Source organism: Pseudomonas sp. MD330_10, from assembly GCF_042610415.1.
GTDB classification, from domain to species: Bacteria; Pseudomonadota; Gammaproteobacteria; order Pseudomonadales; family Pseudomonadaceae; genus Aquipseudomonas; species Aquipseudomonas rhodesiae.
In genome coordinates this window covers 207,820-226,423 of the sequence record NZ_JBHGZU010000005.1, presented here as the reverse complement: position 1 = coordinate 226,423, position 18,604 = coordinate 207,820, and the positions used below count along the sequence as shown (strand labels likewise).

10 protein-coding genes are annotated in these 18,604 nt (G+C 61.2%); 5 read left to right on the top strand and 5 right to left on the bottom strand.

The features are described from left to right. Positions 1-436: 436 nt before the first annotated feature. The 3 genes from putP (at position 437) to ACFZPT_RS10365 (ending at position 4,891) form a co-directional block, all read left to right on the top strand. Positions 437-1,921: a sodium/proline symporter PutP gene (gene putP / locus ACFZPT_RS10375; RefSeq protein WP_034095545.1), complete on the top strand. Its 1,485-nt coding sequence runs from the start codon at positions 437-439 to the stop codon at positions 1,919-1,921. Positions 1,922-2,125: 204 nt separating this feature from the next. After that, complete coding sequence (locus ACFZPT_RS10370; protein WP_099313046.1) at positions 2,126-4,132, top strand: type VI secretion system tip protein VgrG; 2,007 nt, start codon at positions 2,126-2,128, stop codon at positions 4,130-4,132. Positions 4,133-4,165: 33 nt separating this feature from the next. Continuing rightward, a complete protein-coding gene (locus ACFZPT_RS10365; protein ID WP_099313047.1) occupies positions 4,166-4,891 on the top strand; it encodes a DUF4123 domain-containing protein in 726 nt (241 codons plus the stop codon). Here ACFZPT_RS10365 and ACFZPT_RS10360 read toward each other — a convergent pair. Then, entirely contained in the window at positions 4,877-6,154 is a 1,278-nt protein-coding gene (locus tag ACFZPT_RS10360) for an O-acetylhomoserine aminocarboxypropyltransferase/cysteine synthase family protein (RefSeq protein WP_034095548.1), read from the bottom strand. The genes ACFZPT_RS10365 and ACFZPT_RS10360 overlap by 15 nt on opposite strands. 175 nt (positions 6,155-6,329) lie before the next feature. Between ACFZPT_RS10360 and ACFZPT_RS10355 the strand changes: the two genes are divergently transcribed. Continuing rightward, positions 6,330-7,166 (top strand): 23S rRNA (adenine(2030)-N(6))-methyltransferase RlmJ, encoded by an 837-nt coding sequence (locus ACFZPT_RS10355; RefSeq protein WP_034095549.1) that lies wholly within the window; start codon positions 6,330-6,332, stop codon positions 7,164-7,166. A gap of 69 nt (positions 7,167-7,235) precedes the next feature. On the opposite strand, the gene msrA is transcribed toward ACFZPT_RS10355, so the two are convergent. The 4 genes from msrA to aceE all read right to left on the bottom strand — a co-directional run bounded on the left by msrA (position 7,236) and on the right by aceE (position 15,273). After that, positions 7,236-7,883: a peptide-methionine (S)-S-oxide reductase MsrA gene (gene msrA, locus ACFZPT_RS10350; RefSeq protein WP_034095550.1), complete on the bottom strand. Its 648-nt coding sequence runs from the start codon at positions 7,881-7,883 to the stop codon at positions 7,236-7,238. Positions 7,884-7,955: 72 nt separating this feature from the next. Next, the gene (locus ACFZPT_RS10345) at positions 7,956-10,652 is read right to left on the bottom strand and encodes a bifunctional diguanylate cyclase/phosphodiesterase (protein WP_047881427.1); all 2,697 of its coding nucleotides are present in this window, start codon (positions 10,650-10,652) and stop codon (positions 7,956-7,958) included. Positions 10,653-10,966: 314 nt separating this feature from the next. After that, positions 10,967-12,616, bottom strand: coding sequence for a dihydrolipoyllysine-residue acetyltransferase (aceF, locus tag ACFZPT_RS10340; RefSeq protein ID WP_099313048.1), 1,650 nt, complete (start codon positions 12,614-12,616; stop codon positions 10,967-10,969). 11 nt (positions 12,617-12,627) lie between these two features. Continuing rightward, entirely contained in the window at positions 12,628-15,273 is a 2,646-nt protein-coding gene (gene aceE / locus ACFZPT_RS10335) for a pyruvate dehydrogenase (acetyl-transferring), homodimeric type (protein ID WP_003187985.1), read from the bottom strand. 383 nt (positions 15,274-15,656) lie between these two features. Between aceE and glnE the strand changes: the two genes are divergently transcribed. Beyond that, positions 15,657-18,596: a bifunctional [glutamate--ammonia ligase]-adenylyl-L-tyrosine phosphorylase/[glutamate--ammonia-ligase] adenylyltransferase gene (gene glnE / locus ACFZPT_RS10330; RefSeq protein ID WP_034111476.1), complete on the top strand. Its 2,940-nt coding sequence runs from the start codon at positions 15,657-15,659 to the stop codon at positions 18,594-18,596. Positions 18,597-18,604 lie beyond the last annotated feature (8 nt).

The following is an 18,604-nucleotide window of genomic DNA, read 5'->3' as shown; positions in this document are numbered from 1 at the left end:
ACCGAGTGGCATTAGCTGGCGGCAAGATTAGCTGTGCACATGCGCAGGTGCAACCGGGTGCAACCTTTTTTGTTAATGAAATTTTCGATGGTTCGTCGGAAATATTTAAGCCCTCAGCGTAATGTGCTGCGTGCTGGTGCATTTGCTTCTGAGATCGGCTGTTTTTGCTCCGAAAGGGAGCAAAAACAGGGTGTTTTCCGCAAATTCACTCAAGGTGCAACTTATTCGCGAGAAACTGGTTGCACCTGATTTGCTTTGTTGAATAGCATTCGCGGCCAAGGTGCAACCAGCTTTCGGGTTTGGGGCATCGGCTGGCGGCTTTCCTGGGGAAACGCCAGTCATAAATGCGCGGCACGCGGGTTCGTCTACCCTTGCAAAAGGGTCGGCGCCTGACAGACCGCCGCTACATAAAAACAAAGCCAGGGCGTCACTTCTTATGAGCGTTAGCAATCCAACCCTGATCACGTTCGTGATCTATATCGCAGCAATGGTGCTGATCGGCTTCATGGCCTATCGCTCCACCAATAACCTTTCCGATTACATCCTCGGCGGTCGCAGCCTCGGTAGCGTGGTCACTGCCTTGTCGGCCGGCGCGTCCGATATGAGCGGCTGGTTGTTGATGGGCCTGCCGGGCGCTATCTACATGTCCGGTCTGTCGGAAAGCTGGATCGCCATCGGCCTGATCGTCGGTGCCTACCTCAACTGGCTGTTCGTGGCCGGTCGCCTGCGGGTACAGACCGAACACAACGGCGACGCCCTGACGCTGCCCGACTACTTCTCCAGCCGCTTCGAAGATAAAAGCGGCCTGCTGCGGATCATCTCCGCGGTGGTGATCCTGGTGTTCTTCACCATCTATTGCGCCTCCGGCATCGTGGCCGGCGCCCGTCTGTTCGAAAGCACCTTTGGCATGTCCTACGAGACCGCGCTGTGGGCCGGTGCCGCAGCGACCATTGCCTACACCTTCGTTGGCGGTTTCCTTGCGGTGAGCTGGACGGACACCGTACAAGCCACGCTGATGATCTTCGCGCTGATTCTCACGCCGATCATCGTGCTGCTGGCCACCGGCGGCGTCGACACCACGTTCCTGGCCATCGAAGCCAAGAACCCCGACAACTTCAACATGCTCAAGAACACCACCTTCATCGGCATCATTTCGCTGATGGGCTGGGGCCTGGGCTACTTCGGCCAGCCGCACATCCTCGCGCGCTTCATGGCGGCGGATTCGGTGAAGTCGATCGCCAAAGCGCGTCGCATCTCCATGACCTGGATGATCCTGTGCCTGGGCGGCACCGTGGCCGTGGGTTTCTTCGGTATTGCTTACTTCTCGGCGCACCCGGAAGTGGCCGGCCCGGTTACCGAAAACCACGAGCGTGTGTTTATCGAGCTGGCCAAGCTGCTGTTCAACCCATGGATTGCGGGCGTGCTGTTGTCGGCCATCCTGGCGGCGGTCATGAGTACTTTGAGCTGCCAACTGCTGGTGTGCTCCAGTGCATTGACCGAAGACTTCTACAAAACCTTCCTGCGTAAAAACGCCTCCCAGGTTGAGCTGGTCTGGGTCGGTCGCTTGATGGTGCTGCTGGTGGCCTTGATCGCCATCGCCATGGCCGCCAACCCGGAAAACCGCGTACTGGGCCTGGTGAGTTACGCCTGGGCCGGCTTCGGCGCTGCGTTCGGCCCTGTGGTGCTGATCTCGGTGATCTGGAAGCACATGACCCGCAATGGCGCTCTGGCCGGCATCCTGGTCGGTGCGATCACCGTGATTGTGTGGAAACACTTCGCGCTGCTGGGTCTGTACGAAATCATCCCTGGCTTCATCTTCGCCAGTCTGGCGATCTACATCGTCAGCAAGCTGGGCGCGCCGACTGCGGGTATGGTCGAGCGTTTTGATGCGGCGGAAAAAGACTACAACCTCAACAAGTAATTCGCCGGGCGCGCTGCGCCTGATGAGTTAAACGAAAGGCCCGCATCCTACGGATAGCGGGCCTTTTTTATGTGTGAATTGGGTCGGACAAACTGAAGATTCGCACGCTCGTTCGTAGGGTTTTACTGATTTACGCGCGCGCTGCTCGGCAAGCCTGGGCACTGGTGCAGAATCGGCCCCCCAGCCTTCGCAGAGAAACATCGGATGTTCGCGCCTGCCAATCAAAGTGCTTTCACCCTGACCCTGGACGGGGTGCCCAGCGATCTCAAGGTCTACCGCTTCAACGGTCAGGAAACACTCAGCCAACCCTATCGTTTTGACCTGGAACTGGTCGGCGAACAGCCGGACCTGGATCTGGGCAACTTGCTGCATCGCCAGGCCTATCTGGGTTTCGATGATCAGGGCCACGGTGTGCATGGCCTGGTCGACCATGTGGCGCAGGGCGATTCCGGTCGGCGGCTGACGCGCTATAGCGTTCGTCTCGTCCCTCAGTTGGCTTATCTGGCCCACAGCAGCCATCCGCGTATTTTCCAGCACAAAAGCGTGCCGCAGATCGTTGCGCAGGTGCTCAAAGAGCAAGGCATCCAGGCGGATCGATTCGAATTTCATCTAAGCGGTACGTACCCGGAGCGTGAGTATTGCGTGCAGTTCGGCGAGACCGACCTGGCATTTATCCAGCGCCTGTGTGCCGAGCAGGGCATTCATTATCATTTTCGGCATTCGCCCGACGGCCATTTACTGGTATTTGGCGACGACCAGAGCGTGTTTGCCCAGGCCGAGCACGCAACGCCTTACACCGCAGGCTCCGGGATGGTAGCGGACACTCCGGCCATCAAGCGCTTCACCGTACAACTGCAAACCCGCACCACGGCGCTGAGCCTGCGCGATTACGATTGGCGCAAGCCGCGCCTGGCGCTGGAAAGCGCAGTGTCCGACCAGCAGACCCTGTGCCTTGAAGAGCAGGGTTACCCCGGCCATTTCACTGACCGCGTGGAGGGTAAGCACCTGGCACGGCGCGGTCTGGAGCGTCACCGCAGCGAGCATCGCCTCGCCTTGGGCAGCGGGGATGAGCCGGCGTTGGCCTGTGGACGCTTCCTCAAGCTGGCCGGGCATCCTCGCCAGGAATGGAACGACTTGTGGCTCGTGACCCAAGTCACTCACGAGGGCAGCCAACCCCAGGTACTCGAAGAGGCGGTGACCGAGGTGGCGGGTGGGGACATGCGCCAGGGTTACTCCAACCACTTCGTCGCGACGCCCTGGGATGTAGTTTTCCGCCCGCCCTTGGCGCCGCGCAGACCGATGACGGGTTACCAGAACGCGGTGGTGACCGGGCCCGCCGACAGTGAAATCCATTGCGACGAATACGGCCGTGTCAAAGTGCAATTGGCCTGGGATCGCCACGGCGAACATAACGAGCATTCCAGTTGCTGGCTGCGGGTCGCCAGCGGCTGGGCCCATGATCGCTACGGCGCGGTGCTGATCCCCCGGGTGGGCATGGAAGTGTTGGTGGGTTTTGTGAATGGCGACATGGATATGCCCGTGGTGGTCGGTTGCCTGGCCAATGCCGCGACGCCGGTGCCCCTGGACCTGCCGGCGGACAAGACCCGCAGCATCCTGCGCAGCCAAAGCAGCCCCGGTGGTGGCGGTTACAACGAACTGCGCATTGAGGATCGCAAGGGCGCCGAAGAGATCTACCTGCGCGCCCAGCGCGATTGGACCCAGCATGTGCTGCATGACCAGCAGGTGCAGGTGGATAACCGGCGTCGGATCACCGTGGGTGGCGAGTCGCACCATGAGCTGCAGGGCGACGAGCAGCGCATCACCCACGGCAATCGCCTGACCGAACTCAAGCAGGACGACCACTTGGCGGTCGGCGGTTCGCAGCAGGTCCGCGCGGAGCAGGTGATTCAGATCGGCGCCGGCCAAAGCGTCGTCATCGATGCGGGTGCCAGCGTCACGATCCAGGCCGGTGGGCAGTCGATCACCCTGTCAGCCGCAGGCATCTTCAGCAGTGTGGCGATCCAGCTCGGTGGTGCTCCCGCCCCCGCTGCGGCACCGTTGTTGCCCGGGCTGCAGGACAAGGTGCTGGCGGTGATCCCGGCGCCTCTGAGCCGCGTGCAGATCGCCAGTTTGAAGCGCAGCGCGCCGTTCTGCGAAGAGTGTGAACGCTGCAAGAGCGGCCAGTGTGATGTCACTCACCAACCCCATTGATCAGTGTTTTTCAACCCAAGGAGTTTCGCCCCAATGGATCAACCTCTATCGCCCAGTGCTTGGCTAGCACAGTGGCCTCTGCAACCCCATGAGCAACTGTTCGCGGTGCTGGGCAATGCCAGCGATGCCCAGCCGTTCGAGGCTTGGCAAGGTGTGGCGGCGGGTGCGCGACCGCGCTCGGTCTGGGCGGGCACGGCTTATGCGGATTGGACGCAGGTTATGCCTTATCTCGCACAAGTCGAGTCCGGCAGCGCCTTTCTCGATTGGGTGGCGAACACCCAGACCGAGGACTGGGGTTGGCTGGCGGTGTCGTCCAGCCCGGCGGACGTGGTACTCGCTCATCTGCAAGGCTTGACCCAAGTGAAACTGCCCGAGGGGCCGCCGGTGTTCCTGCGCTTTTGGGACGGCACGCAGTTCTTGCCGCTGTTGCGGCAATTGGGCGGTGAGGCGGGGCAGGTGCTGCCGGTGTTTCAGCGCTATCTGATCAATGGGCAACCCCAGGCCGTTGCAACGGGGCCGGTTACTACCGCCAAGGCCAGCCCCTGGTGGCAGGTGCCAGCATCGTTACTGGAGCATCTGGCCGAACAATCGCCGCAAACCCTGATCGACAACCTGCTGCAATGGCTTGAGGAGCAGCGCCCGGACCTCTACACCGCCTTCACGCCTGCGACCTTGCAGCACAAGGTCGCTTACTTCGCTCGTGGTTCGACGGTGACCTATGCAGCGCTGACGGACTACCTCGCCTCAGAGGCGAGTTGAGGCCAGTGCCTGCTGCAAGTCGTCGATCAGGTCTTCAATGGCTTCAATACCGACCGACAGGCGAATCATCTCCGGTTTCACGCCAGCCTTGGCTTGCTCCTGCTCATTCATCTGCCGATGGGTGGTGGAGGCCGGATGGCAGGCCAGGGATTTGGCGTCGCCGATATTCACCAAACGTTTGAAAATCTGCAGCGCGTCGTAGAAGCGCACACCCGCGTCATAGCCACCCTTCAGGCCGAAAGACAGGATCGCCGAGGGTTTGCCCTGCATGTATTTTTGCGCCAGCCCATGGTGCGGATGTTCTGGCAGGCCCGCGTAGCTGACCCATTCCACCTCGGCATGCTCCTGTAGAAACTGTGCAACCTTGAGCGCGTTCTCGGTATGGCGTTCCATGCGCAGGGCCAGGGTTTCCAAGCCTTGCAGCAACAGGAAGGCATTCATCGGCGCCAGGGCCGCACCGGTATTGCGTAATGGCACGGTACGCGCGCGGGCGATGAACGCGGCGGGGCCGAATTTTTCGGTGTAGACCACGCCGTGATAAGCCGGCTCGGGCTGGTTGAGACCGGGGAATTTTTCCGGGTACTGGGTCCAGGGGAAAGTGCCACTGTCGACGATCACACCGCCGAGGGAGTTGCCATGTCCGCCGATGTACTTGGTCACCGAGTGCACCACGATATCGGCGCCGAACTGGATGGGTTTGCACAGGATCGGGGTGGCTACGGTATTGTCGACCATCAGCGGCACGCCTCGGGCGTGGGCCACCTTGGCCAGGGCTTCCAGATCGATAATATTGCCCGCCGGATTGCCGATGCTTTCGCAATACACCACTTTGGTCTGGTCGTCGATCAGCTCGGCAATGGCCTCGGCGGAGTCGTCCCGGGCGAACCGCACGTCCACACCGAAGCTGGGCAATAGGTGGGCGAATAAGGTGTAGGTGCCGCCGTAGAGCTGCGGCGTGGTGACGATGTTGTCGCCAGCGCGGGTCAGGGTCTGGATTGCGTAGTGAATCGCCGCGCTGCCCGCCGACACCGCCAGGCCCGCGATGCCACCTTCGAGGGCGGCGATACGTTGCTCCAGTACGTCATTGGTAGGGTTCATGATGCGCGTGTAAATGTTGCCGGGCACATCCAGGTTGAACAGGTCGGCCCCGTGCTGGGCGTTATCGAATTCGAAAGCCACGTTTTGGTAGATCGGCACGGCCACGGCCTTGGTGGTCGGGTCCGACTTGAAGCCGTGGTGCAGGGCGAGGGTGGCGTCTTTCATGATGGCAATTGACCTCCTTGGATTGGGTGCTCGCCACAATAAATCCGCGCTCATGGAGACATTTAGATTTTTTTCAGTCCGCTCCCTGCTTTTAGGGCATAAGCACCGCCCGGCATGCCGGCCTGCACCTTTGCCCGTGTAGAAGGTAAACTTCGCCCCCTGCGCAGGAGCAACCATGAATTATCGTCACGCCTTTCACGCCGGCAACCACGCCGATGTCTTCAAACACCTGACCTTGACCCGCCTCATCGCCCTGATGTCGCGCAAGGAGCAGCCGTTTGCCTACCTCGATACCCACGCGGGCATCGGCCTGTACGACCTGCAGGGCGATCAGGCCAACCGCACCGGCGAATACCTCGAAGGCATCGCGCGCCTATGGGGCCGGAACGATCTGCCGCCGCTGACCGCCGACTACATGCGCGTGCTGCACGAGATGAACCCGGACGGCCAGTTGCGCTACTACCCCGGTTCGCCGGAGCTGGCCCGACGCCTCACGCGCGCGCAGGACCGTGTGTTGCTCAATGAAAAACACCCCGAAGACGGTGTGTTGCTCAAGGACAACATGAAGGGCGACCGTCGGGTCAAAGTGCATTTGGGCGAAGGCTGGCATGTGCCGCGAGCGTTGCTGCCAGTGCCGGAAAAACGCGCGTTGATGCTGATCGACCCGCCGTTCGAAAAACTCGACGAGATGCAACGCTGCGCGGCATCCCTCAAGGAGGCGGTCGGCCGCATGCGCCAGACCGTGGCGGCGATCTGGTACCCGGTCAAGGACCAGCGCATGTTGCGTCGCTTCTATCAGGACCTGGCCGGCACGGGGGCGCCGAAACTGCTGCGCGTGGAACTGCTGGTGCATCCCCTGGACACGCCCAACACCCTGACCGGCTCGGGCCTGGCGATTGCCAACCCGCCATGGGGCTTGGAGGAAGAACTGCGTGAGCTGTTGCCGTGGCTGTCCAAGCAACTGGGTCAGACCCAGGGCGGGTGGCAGATGGATTGGCTTATAGCTGAGTAGCTGTGAGTTGCAAGCTTCAAGCTGCAAGTGAGAGCAGAAAACACCACTTGCAGCTTGCCGCTCCGAACGTCAGATCGGGCAAACCACGCCTGTTCCGCCAATGCCGCAATAGCCCTGCGGGTTTTTCGCCAGGTACTGCTGGTGATACGCCTCGGCGAAATACACCGTCGGCGCCTGGTCGATTTCGGTGGTGATCTGGCCCAGGCCGGCCTTGTTCAGTTCGGCCTGATACGCCTCGGCACTGGCCTTTGCAGCCTCCAGTTGTTCCGGTGTGGTCGCGTAGATCACCGAACGGTATTGGCTGCCGATGTCGTTGCCCTGGCGCATGCCCTGGGTCGGGTTGTGCAATTCCCAGAACATCTTCAGCAGGTCTTCGTACTTGACCTTGGCTTGGTCATAGACCACCAGCACTACTTCGCTGTGGCCGGTCAGGCCGGAGCACACTTCTTCGTAAGTCGGGTTGGGCGTGAAGCCGCCGGCATAACCCACCACGGTGCTGACCACGCCGTCGCGCTGCCAGAATTTGCGTTCCGCGCCCCAGAAGCAACCCAGGCCGAAGATCGCAAAGCCTACGTCATCGAGGAATGGGCCCAGCAGCGGGTTGCCATTGACGAAATGCGTCTCTGGCAGGCTCATCGGGGTGTCACGACCAGGCAATGCTTGTTCTTGAGTAGGCAGCACGTTTTTGTTCACCAGAATTTCCGAGCGCAAGACCATGATCAGTCCTCTCGTCAGGTTGAGTGATGGTAAAAATTCAGACAGCCAGTGTGCCCGAGTGTTACAGCGATGTCAGGCGATTGGGCCGCGCGGGTAGCGTTTGAGCATCGCCGGCAGCTCTGCCCCGGGGATCGGCCGATCGAACAGGTACCCCTGGCCAACATCGCAGCGGTGCCGCCGCAGAAAGGCCAGTTGCTCGGCGGTCTCGATGCCTTCGGCGACCACCTTGAGCTTGAGGTTGTGCGCCATGGCGATCACGGCGGAGGTAATTTCCATGTCGTCCTGGTTGTCCGGGATCTCGTGGATAAAGCTGCGATCGATCTTGATGATGTCGATGGGGAATTTTTTCAGGTAACTGAGGGACGAGTAACCGGTGCCGAAGTCGTCCATGGCCAGGGTCAGGCCAAGACTCTTCAATTGGTCCAGTTGCAGGCGCGTGTCTTCGGTGGCTTCCAGCAGCAGGCCTTCGGTCAGTTCCAGCTCCAACAGGTTGGCCGGCAACTCTTCTTCCTTGAGGATTGTGGCGATCGAGGCTACCAGATCCGGGTCGGAGAACTGCTTGGGCGACAGATTGATCGCCACCTGTAAGTCGCCCAGGCCGGCAGCGCTCAGTTGCTTGCTCATGCGGCAGGCCTGGCGGGCGATCCATTTGCCGATGGGGATGATCAGGCCGGTCTCTTCGGCCACGCTGATGAACTGGTCCGGGCGGATCATGCCCTTTTCCGGATGGTTCCAGCGCAGTAACGCCTCCATGCCCAGTAAGCGACCGCTGCGCAGGCACAGCTTTGGCTGATAGAACACGTCCAGCTCGTTCTGCGTCAGGGCGCGGCGCAGGTTGTTTTCGACGAACAGTTTGTAACTGGCTTCGGCATTGAGGGCCTCGGTGAACACCTGCACCTGATGTTTGCCGTTGGCTTTGGCCTTATGCAGTGCCAAGCCGGCGTTACGCATAAGGGTCTGCGGGTCGCGGCCATGCAGCGGCGCGCAGGCCAGGCCCACGGAGCCGGTAACGCTGATCAACTGGTTGTCGACGAACATCGGTTTGTCGAGGGTCGCCAGTAACTGGCTGGCCACTTGTTGACCGGCCTCCAGATCGGTTTCATCCAGCAGCACCGCGAACTCGTTACTGGCAAAACGCGCCAGGCTGCCGCTGCTGGTCAAGCTGTTGCGCAGGCGCCGGGCCAGGCTGATCAGCAACTTGTCGCCGGTCTGGTGACCGAGGCTGTCATTGATGCGCTTGAAATTGTCGATATCCACCAGCAGCAGGCTGATCGGGCTGTCGCTGTCGCGGGCGAAGCGTTCGTCGAGGTTGCGGATGAACGCCGGGCGGTTGCCCAGGTTGGTCAGGTTGTCGGTGTACGCCAGACGCTCGATGCGCTGCTGGGCCAGCTTGGTCTGGGTGATGTCTTCGTAGATGCCGATGTAGTGCGTCAGCTCACGGTTGTCGCCATATACCTTGGAGATCGACAACTGCCCCCAGTAGGGCTCCAGGTTCTTACGGCGGCTCTTGAACTCGCCCTGCCAGCTGTTGCTCTTGGCCAGGCTCGACGGCGCGTCGAACAACAATTCGCTGAGGTTCTCCAGGGCCGGTAACTGCGCCAGGCGGTGGCCGTGGACTTCTTCGGCGCTGTATTGGGTGATCGCGGTGAAGCTGGGGTTGACGTACTCCACTACGCCGTCGCAATTGACCAGCAGGAAGGCGTTGGCGCTTTGCTCCACCGCGCGCTGGAACAGGTGCAGGGCGCTGGTGGCGGTACGGCGGTTATGGTTGTTGATCACTTGTGCAAACTGGTCTGCCAGCTCGCCGGCAAACGCGATTTCGTCGGCCTGCCAGGCGCGGGAACTGCCGCCCTGTTCGAGGCACAGTACGCCGACCACCTGGCCATCGACGCGGATACTGGCGTCGAGCATGGCGTGTATATCTTTGGCGCGCAGGTTTTCGGCCATTTCACGGGTGCGCGGGTCGCGCATGGCGTTGGTGGCATCGATGGCGCGGCTGGTGTGCAAGGCTTCCAGATAATCCGGGAAGCAACTGGCGTCGATAGGGTCGGGCAAATGGTGCTGCTGGTCGGCGCGGTGATAGGCCGAAATCGGCACCAGGCGCTGGCCTTCAAGGTTCCAGATACTGGCGCAGTCGAGCTGATAGATTTCGCAGGCGCTGCGGGTGATCAGCTCGGCGGCTTCCTGCAGCGAATTGTTGGCGGTGTAGCGTTGGCGGGCCAGCAGCAGGATCAGCTCCTGCTGGGCGCGCACCCGTTCCAGGTGCTGCAATTGTTCCTGCTGGGCCCGCTGGTTGAGTTCCAGGGCGATCTGCAGGCGGCTGTTCTGGCTCTCCAGGTCATCCGAGGAGGGCAGCGGCGAAGGCACTTCACTGAACAGACCGTCGACCACCATCAGGTAGCCGCGCAACAAGTGACGATTGTGTTGTTTGTAGGCTTCGCCCATTTCCAGCAGGCTTAGAGGGCCGTCGTTGGTGTGCAGGGTGTAGCGCACCAGATAGTGGGGGCTCAGGGTCAACTGCTGCTGGATGTTGTCGTGCAATTGATAGCGGGCCTGGGGCTCCATCAGGCTGGCGTAGGGGGTGCCGATCAGGGCACACAATTCGACCGCCGGCAGACCGAATTGGCGCTCGCAGTTGGGGTCGAGGTACAGCAGGGCCCAGCTTGCCTCATTAAGCCGCTCGAAACGCAGCATACCGAGGCGCGAAGGCACCGGTAATTGCGTGACTACCTCGGCCGCCGTACGGGCGACATCGGGTTGGCTTTTCATGGGGGAAACTCACTTGAAATAACGCGCACGGCGCCGGGCTCACGCCCTCTTTTCTGTCGCTTGCGGCAAGGTTGCATCATGCGGCGCGGGCTGACAAGAGAGGATGAAGGCTAAGTGCTATATGGGTGTTATCGGCCGCGTGGGGGATTTCTACAGTCGTGCTGACAGAAGGTGTACAAACCTGTTCTCTCTGTCCAATTTTTGCCGTTGGACGCGCAAAAAAAGCCCCGCCAAGTGGCGGGGTTGAGGTACGAGCGTGGCGCTCGGAAATCGATGCAAACGGGCCTTCCGAGTAAAAGAAGGCCCGTTGCGGCTTACAGCAGAATGGTGCGGATGTCGTTCAGCAATTGGCTCAGGCGCTGCGTGAAACGTGCAGCGGCGGCGCCGTTGATCACACGGTGATCGTAGGACAGCGACAATGGCAGCATCAGCTTCGGCTGGAACGCTTTACCGTCCCAGACCGGCTGGATAGTGGCCTTGGATACACCCAGGATCGCCACTTCCGGCGCGTTGACGATTGGCGTGAAGCCAGTACCGCCAATGTGCCCGAGGCTGGAGATGGTGAAGCAGGCGCCCTGCATATCGTCCGGGGTGAGCTTCTTGTCGCGGGCCTTGGCGGCCAGGGCAGCCGCTTCGGCAGCCAGTTGCAGCAGGCTCTTTTGGTCGACGTTCTTGATGACCGGCACCAGCAGGCCATCAGGCGTGTCGACGGCAAAGCCGATGTGCACGTACTTCTTGCGAATGATCGCCTTGCCGCTTGGTGCCAACGAACTGTTGAAGTCCGGCAGCTCCTTGAGCAAGTGTGCACAGGCCTTGAGCAGCAACGGCAGTACGGTCAGCTTGACGCCAGCCTTTTCGGCCACGGCTTTCTGCGCAACGCGGAATGCTTCCAGGTCGGTGATGTCGGCCTGGTCGAACTGAGTGACGTGTGGGATGTTCAGCCAGCTGGCGTGCAGACCTGCCGCACCGATTTGCATCAGGCGGGTCATCGGCACTTCTTCGGTTTCGCCGAAGCGGCTGAAGTCCACGGTACGGATCGGCGGGATGCCCGAACCACCGGTCGCGCCGCCGGCAGCTGGCGCTTCCTTGGCCTTTTGCATCATGGCTTTGACGTAAGCCTGCACGTCTTCCTTCAGCACGCGACCGTGAGGGCCGGTGGCCGCGACGGCACTCAGTTCAACGCCGAATTCACGGGCCAACTGACGCACGGCCGGGCCGGCGTGAACCTTGGCACCACTTGGCGCAGGCGCGGCGGCTGGGGCTGGGGCGGCCTCGGCTTTGGCAGCCGGTGCGGGTGCAGCAGCCGGAGCCGGCGCGGCGTCAGCTTTGGCAGCCGGAGCGGCGGCCGGTGCTGCAGCAGCGGCAGGCGCGGCGCCTTGTACTTTGAGCTTGAGGATGAAGTCACCGGTGCCGACTTCGTCTTCCAGTTTGACCGCGATGCTTTCTACCACGCCGGCAGCCGGCGATGGGATCTCCATGGAGGCTTTGTCGGACTCCAGGGTGATCAGCGACTGATCGGCTTCGACGGTGTCGCCGACCTTGACCAGCAGCTCGATGATCTTGGCTTTGCCCGACGAGCCGATGTCCGGAACGTGAATGTCCTGAACGCTGGCGGCAGCCGGTGCAGCGGCCGGGGCCGGTGCTGCTGGGGCCTCGGCGGCGGCAGGCTTTTCGGCCGGCGCGGGTGCGGCAGCGGCAGCAGGGGCCGCCGCAGGCGCCGCATCGGCGGCACCTTCGATTTCCAGCTCCAGCAGTTCGTCGCCTTCTTTCAGGCGGTCGCCCAGCTTGACCTTCAGGCTCTTGACCACACCGGCCTTGGGAGCAGGAATTTCCATGCTCGCCTTGTCCGATTCAAGGGTCAGGATGCTCTGGTCGGCTTCGACGGTGTCGCCGACCTTCACAAACAGCTCGATTACTTCACCTTCACCGCTGCCGATGTCAGGTACGCGAATGAGTTCGCTCACAAAAAGTCTCCTCAGCAGTCCAGTGGGTTGCGTTTTTCCGGGTTGATCCCGAACTTGACGATGGCGTCAGCCACCACCTTGGGTTCGATCTCACCACGGTCAGCCAAGGCTTCCAGGGCTGCCAACACCACGAAGTGACGGTCGACTTCGAAGAAGTGACGCAGCTTCTTACGGCTGTCACTGCGGCCGAAACCGTCGGTGCCCAGGACTTTGAATTCCTTGGACGGGACCCACTGGCGAATTTGTTCGGCAAACAGCTTCATGTAGTCGGTAGAGGCGATGACCGGGCCCTTGCGGCCGGCCAGGCATTCTTCGACGTAGCTCTTCGCTGGTTTCTGACCCGGATGCAGGCGGTTGCTGCGCTCTACGGCCAGGCCGTCGCGACGCAGTTCGTTGAAGCTGGTAACGCTCCACACGTCGGCGCCGACGTTGAATTCGTCACGCAGGATCTTCGCCGCTTCACGCACTTCGCGCAGGATGGTGCCGGAGCCCATCAGTTGGACGTGGTGCGCCGCTTCCTTGGTGTCTTCTTCGAGCAGGTACATGCCCTTGATGATGCCTTCCTCGACACCGGCCGGCATGGCTGGCTGCTGGTAGGACTCGTTCATCACGGTGATGTAGTAGAAAACGTCCTGCTGCTCTTCGGTCATCTTCTTCATGCCGTCCTGGATGATCACCGCCAGCTCGTAGCCGTAGGTTGGATCAAAGGTGCGGCAGTTCGGGATGGTGGCAGCCAGGATGTGGCTGTGACCGTCTTCGTGTTGCAGGCCTTCGCCGTTGAGCGTGGTACGGCCGGCGGTGCCGCCGATCAGGAAGCCACGGGTACGGCTGTCGCCCGCTGCCCAGGCCAGGTCGCCAATACGCTGGAAGCCGAACATCGAGTAGAAGATGTAGAACGGCAGCATCGGCTGGTTATGGCTGGAGTACGAAGTACCGGCCGCAATGAAGGAGCTCATGGCGCCCGCTTCGTTGATGCCTTCTTCGAGGATCTGGCCCTTCTTGTCTTCCTTGTAGAACATCACCTGGTCTTTATCGACTGGCTCGTAGAGTTGGCCGACGGAGGAGTAGATGCCCAACTGACGGAACATGCCTTCCATACCGAAGGTACGGGCTTCGTCCGGGATGATCGGGACGATGCGCGGGCCGATGTCCTTGTCCTTGACCAGCTGCGCGAGAATCCGCACGAAGGCCATGGTGGTGGAGATTTCACGGTCGCCCGAGCCGTCAAGGATGGCCTTGAGGGTGCTGAGGTCAGGCGTCGGTACGCTGAAGCTGTTGGCGCGGCGCTGTGGCACGAAACCGCCCAGTGCGGAGCGGCGCTCGCTCAGGTAACGGGCTTCGGCGCTGTTCGGCTCCGGCTTGAAGAACGGCAGGTTCTCCAGTTCTTCATCCTTGACCGGGATGTCGAAGCGGTCGCGGAACAACTTCAGGCTGTCGACATCGACTTTCTTGGTGTTGTGCGCGGTGTTTTTCGCTTCGCCGGCACCGGTGCCATAACCTTTGATGGTCTTGGCCAGGATGACGGTCGGTTGTTCTTTGTGGTTGACCGCTTCGTGGTACGCCGCATAGACCTTGTACGGGTCGTGGCCGCCACGGTTGAGCTTCCAAATCTCGTCGTCGGACAGGTCGGCAACCATCGCCTTGAGTTCAGGCGTGTTGAAGAAGTGTTCACGCACGAACGCGCCGTCTTTGGCTTTGTAGTTCTGGTACTCGCCGTCGATGACTTCGTCCATGCGACGTTGCAGGATGCCGTCGACGTCCTTGGCCAGCAGTGGGTCCCAGAAACGGCCCCAGATGACTTTGGTCACGTTCCACTGCGCACCGCGGAACACGCCTTCGAGTTCCTGGATGATTTTGCCGTTGCCGCGAACCGGGCCATCGAGGCGCTGCAGGTTGCAGTTGATGACGAAGATCAGGTTGTCCAGTTTTTCGCGGCCGGCCAGGGAGATGGCGCCCAGGGATTCCGGCTCGTCACACTCGCCGTCGCCCAGGAAACACCAGACCTTCTGCTTGCCTTCAGGGATGAAACCGCGGGCTTCCAGGTACTTCATGAAGCGCGCCTGGTAGATCGCCTGGATCGGGCCCAGACCCATGGATACGGTCGGGAACTGCCAGAAGTCCGGCATCAGCCAAGGGTGCGGGTAGGACGACAGGCCCTGACCGTCGACTTCCTGGCGGAAGTTGTTCATTTGCTCTTCGCTGATGCGGCCTTCCATGAACGCACGGGCGTAAACGCCTGGGGAGGTGTGGCCCTGGAAGTAGATCAGGTCGCCGCCGTGTTCGTCGGTCGGGGCCTGGAAGAAGTAGTTGAAGCCGATGTCATACAGGGTTGCGCTGGAAGCGAAGCTGGAGATGTGACCGCCCAGGTCCGAATCTTTCAAATTCGTGCGCATTACCATCGCCATGGCGTTCCAACGTACCAGCGAGCGAATGCGGCGTTCCATGAACAGGTCGCCAGGCATGCGTGCTTCGTGGGTAACGGGGATGGTGTTGCGGTATGGCGTGGTGATGGCGTAAGGCAGTTGCGAGCCGCTGCGGGTCGCGAGTTCGCCCATACGGGTCATCAGGTAGTGAGCACGGTCTTCGCCTTCTTTGTCGAGAACCGATTCCAGGGCGTCCAGCCATTCCTGGGTTTCGACGGGATCGAGGTCTTGCATGGCTTGCTCCAGGGCGGAAAGGCTACCAGAATCGGTTGCCTGAAGTTTGCGACTGGCCTTGTGGGCAGACGACATAAATTCTTGGATGGCCGAAGGTTGCTTCGGCGTCCTGTAGTTTTACTACAAATCGTCGGCCATTTCAGCCTTTCGAATGTATATACGAGTAGTAAAACTACACAAGACTGAGCGTATGGCTCGGTCTGGCTGGTGAGCATAATCGTTATTGTTGATCTTTTGCGAACAAGAAAAGGTAGAATTTTAATGTTGCCTGCCAAAATTAAAGTGTTTTCAGCTATTTCTAACTTTTGTTCGACAGTCCTTCATTCAGCGTGGTCCCTGCACGTCTCGCTACAAGCCTTTTACGCGCCGACCAAGGATAGACCATGAGCCTTCCAACGCTGGCCGAATTGCCGGCCATTCTGCTCCCAGCTGCCCAGCGGGCCGAGCAGTCATTTCGTGACGCAGTGGCCGCGCTGGATGACGATCATGGCCTTTCTGAGTGGACGCCGCAACGCTGGGCCGACTTCGCCCGGGTGTGCGCCGCCAGTGATTTCGTTATTGAACAGAGCCTTCGTGACCCTTTGATGTTGCTCGAACTGGCGGCCTGGGGCGAGCTGGACCGTGGTTTCGCACCTGGCGAGCTATGCGGGCAAATTGCTGGCGCGGTGCAACAAGCCGAAACAGAAGATGAGCTGGGCCGTGTGCTGCGTCGCCAGCGTACCCGCCAGCAAGTGCGCATTATCTGGCGTGACCTGACGCGCCAGGCCGATCTGGTGCAAACCTGCCGCGACCTATCCGATATGGCCGATGCCAGCATCGACCAGGCCTACCAGTGGCTGTACCAGCGCCACTGTGTGCAATTCGGCACGCCCACCGGGCGCCGCAGCGGCGAGGCCCAGCACATGGTGATCCTCGGCATGGGCAAGCTCGGCGCGGTTGAGCTGAACCTCTCGTCGGACATCGACCTGATCTTCGCCTACCCCGAAGGCGGCGAAACCGTGGGGGTGAAGCGTGCGCTGGATAACCAGGAATTTTTCATCCGCCTTGGTCAAAAATTGATCAAGGCGCTCGACCCGATGACGGTCGACGGCTTTGTCTTCCGCGTTGATATGCGTTTGCGCCCATACGGTTCGGCCGGTGCGCTGGTACTGAGCTTCAATGCGCTGGAACAGTATTACCAGGACCAGGGCCGCGACTGGGAGCGCTACGCCATGATCAAGGCGCGGGTGGTGGCTGGCGATCAGGTGGCGGGCGCGCAATTGCTCGACATGCTGCGGCCGTTCGTTTACCGGCGTTACCTGGATTTTTCCGCCATCGAAGCGCTGCGCACCATGAAGCAACTGATCCAGCAGGAAGTGCGGCGCAAAGGCATGGCCGACAACATCAAGCTGGGCTCGGGCGGCATTCGCGAAGTGGAATTCATCGCCCAGGCGTTCCAGCTGATCCACGGCGGCCGCGACTTGAGCTTGCAGCAGCGCCCATTGCTTAAAGTGCTCGGCACTCTGGAGGGCCAGGGCTACCTGCCGCCGGCGGTGATCGCCGAGTTGCGCAACGGTTATGAGTTCCTGCGTTACACCGAGCATGCGATCCAAGCGATTGCCGATCGCCAGACCCAGATGCTCCCCGACAGTCCGCAGGATCAGGCGCGCATTGCCTTTATGTTGGGTTTTGCCGATTGGGCCGCGTTCCATGAGCGCCTGATGTATTGGCGTGGCCGGATTGACTGGCACTTTCGCCAAGTGATCGCCGACCCGGATGAAGATGAAGGCGAAGAAAGCGAGCTGGTGGTAGGCGGTGAGTGGTTGCCGCTGTGGGAAGAGTCCCAGGACGAAGACGCCGCCTGCCGGCAGTTGGCCGAAGGCGGTTTCACCGATGCACCCAAGGCACTCAAAGCCCTGGCCAGCCTGCGCGGCAGCCCGCAACTGCGCGCCATGCAGCGCCTGGGCCGTGAACGGTTGGATGCGTTTATTCCGCGCCTGCTGGCCCAGGCCGTCGAGCATGCCAACCCGGACCTGGTGCTGGAGCGCGTGTTGCCGCTGGTCGAAGCCGTCGCGCGGCGTTCGGCATATCTGGTGCTGCTCACCGAAAACCCTGACGCCCTGCGTCGCCTGTTGACCCTGTGCGCCGCCAGCCCCTGGATCGCCGAGCAGATCACGCGTTTCCCGCTGTTGCTGGATGAATTGCTCAATGAAGGGCGCCTGTTCAAGCCGCCGTTGGCGCCGGAACTGGCCGCCGAACTGCGCGAACGCCTTACACGCATCCCCGAAGATGACCTTGAACAGCAGATGGAAGCCCTGCGCCATTTCAAGTTGGCGCATCGCCTGCGTGTGGCCGCCTCGGAAATCGCCGGCAGCCTGCCGTTGATGAAAGTCAGCGATTACCTGACCTGGCTTGCCGAGGCGATCCTCGAACAAGTCCTCGCCCTGGCTTGGCGCCAGACCGTGGCGCGCCACGGCTCGCCGCAACGGCTGGACGGCACCTTGTGCGATCCTGGGTTCATCATTGTCGGCTACGGGAAAGTCGGCGGCATCGAGCTGGGGCATGGTTCCGACTTGGACCTGGTGTTTATCCACGACGGCGACCCGCATGCCGAAACCGATGGCGCCAAGCCGATCGACGGTGCGCAGTTCTTTACGCGCCTGGGTCAGCGCATCATTCATTTGCTGACGACCCAGACCAACTCCGGCCAGTTATATGAAGTGGACATGCGCCTGCGCCCGTCTGGCGCATCCGGGCTGTTGGTGAGTTCGTTGGGGGCCTTCGACCGCTATCAGCAAAATGAAGCCTGGACCTGGGAACATCAGGCGTTGGTCCGCGCCCGCGTGCTGGTCGGTAGCCAGGACGTTGGCCAGGCGTTCGAGCAAGTGCGGGCCAGGGTGTTGGGGCGCGAGCGTGACCTGGCGACGCTGCGCCAGGAGGTCAGCGAGATGCGCGCCAAGATGCGCGACAACCTGGGCACCAAGAGCACTGCGGCCGGCACGGGCGCCAATGCCTTCGAAGCCACGGCGCTGTTCGACCTCAAGCAGGACGCCGGAGGTATCGTCGATATTGAATTTATGGTGCAATACGCGGCTTTGGCGTGGTCTGCGCAACATCCATCGTTGCTGCGCTACACCGACAATATCCGCATTCTGGAAGGCCTGGAGCAGGTGGGGTTGATGCCCGCCGCCGATGCTCATCTGCTGCGTGAGGTGTATAAAGCCTACCGTTCCGCCGCGCATCGTCAGGCCTTGCAGAACGAGGCCGGTACGGTGGCCGGGGATCAGTTCGTCGAGGAGCGGCGCCAGGTGATGCGAATCTGGCAGGAACTGGGATTGAGCTGAAGACACTA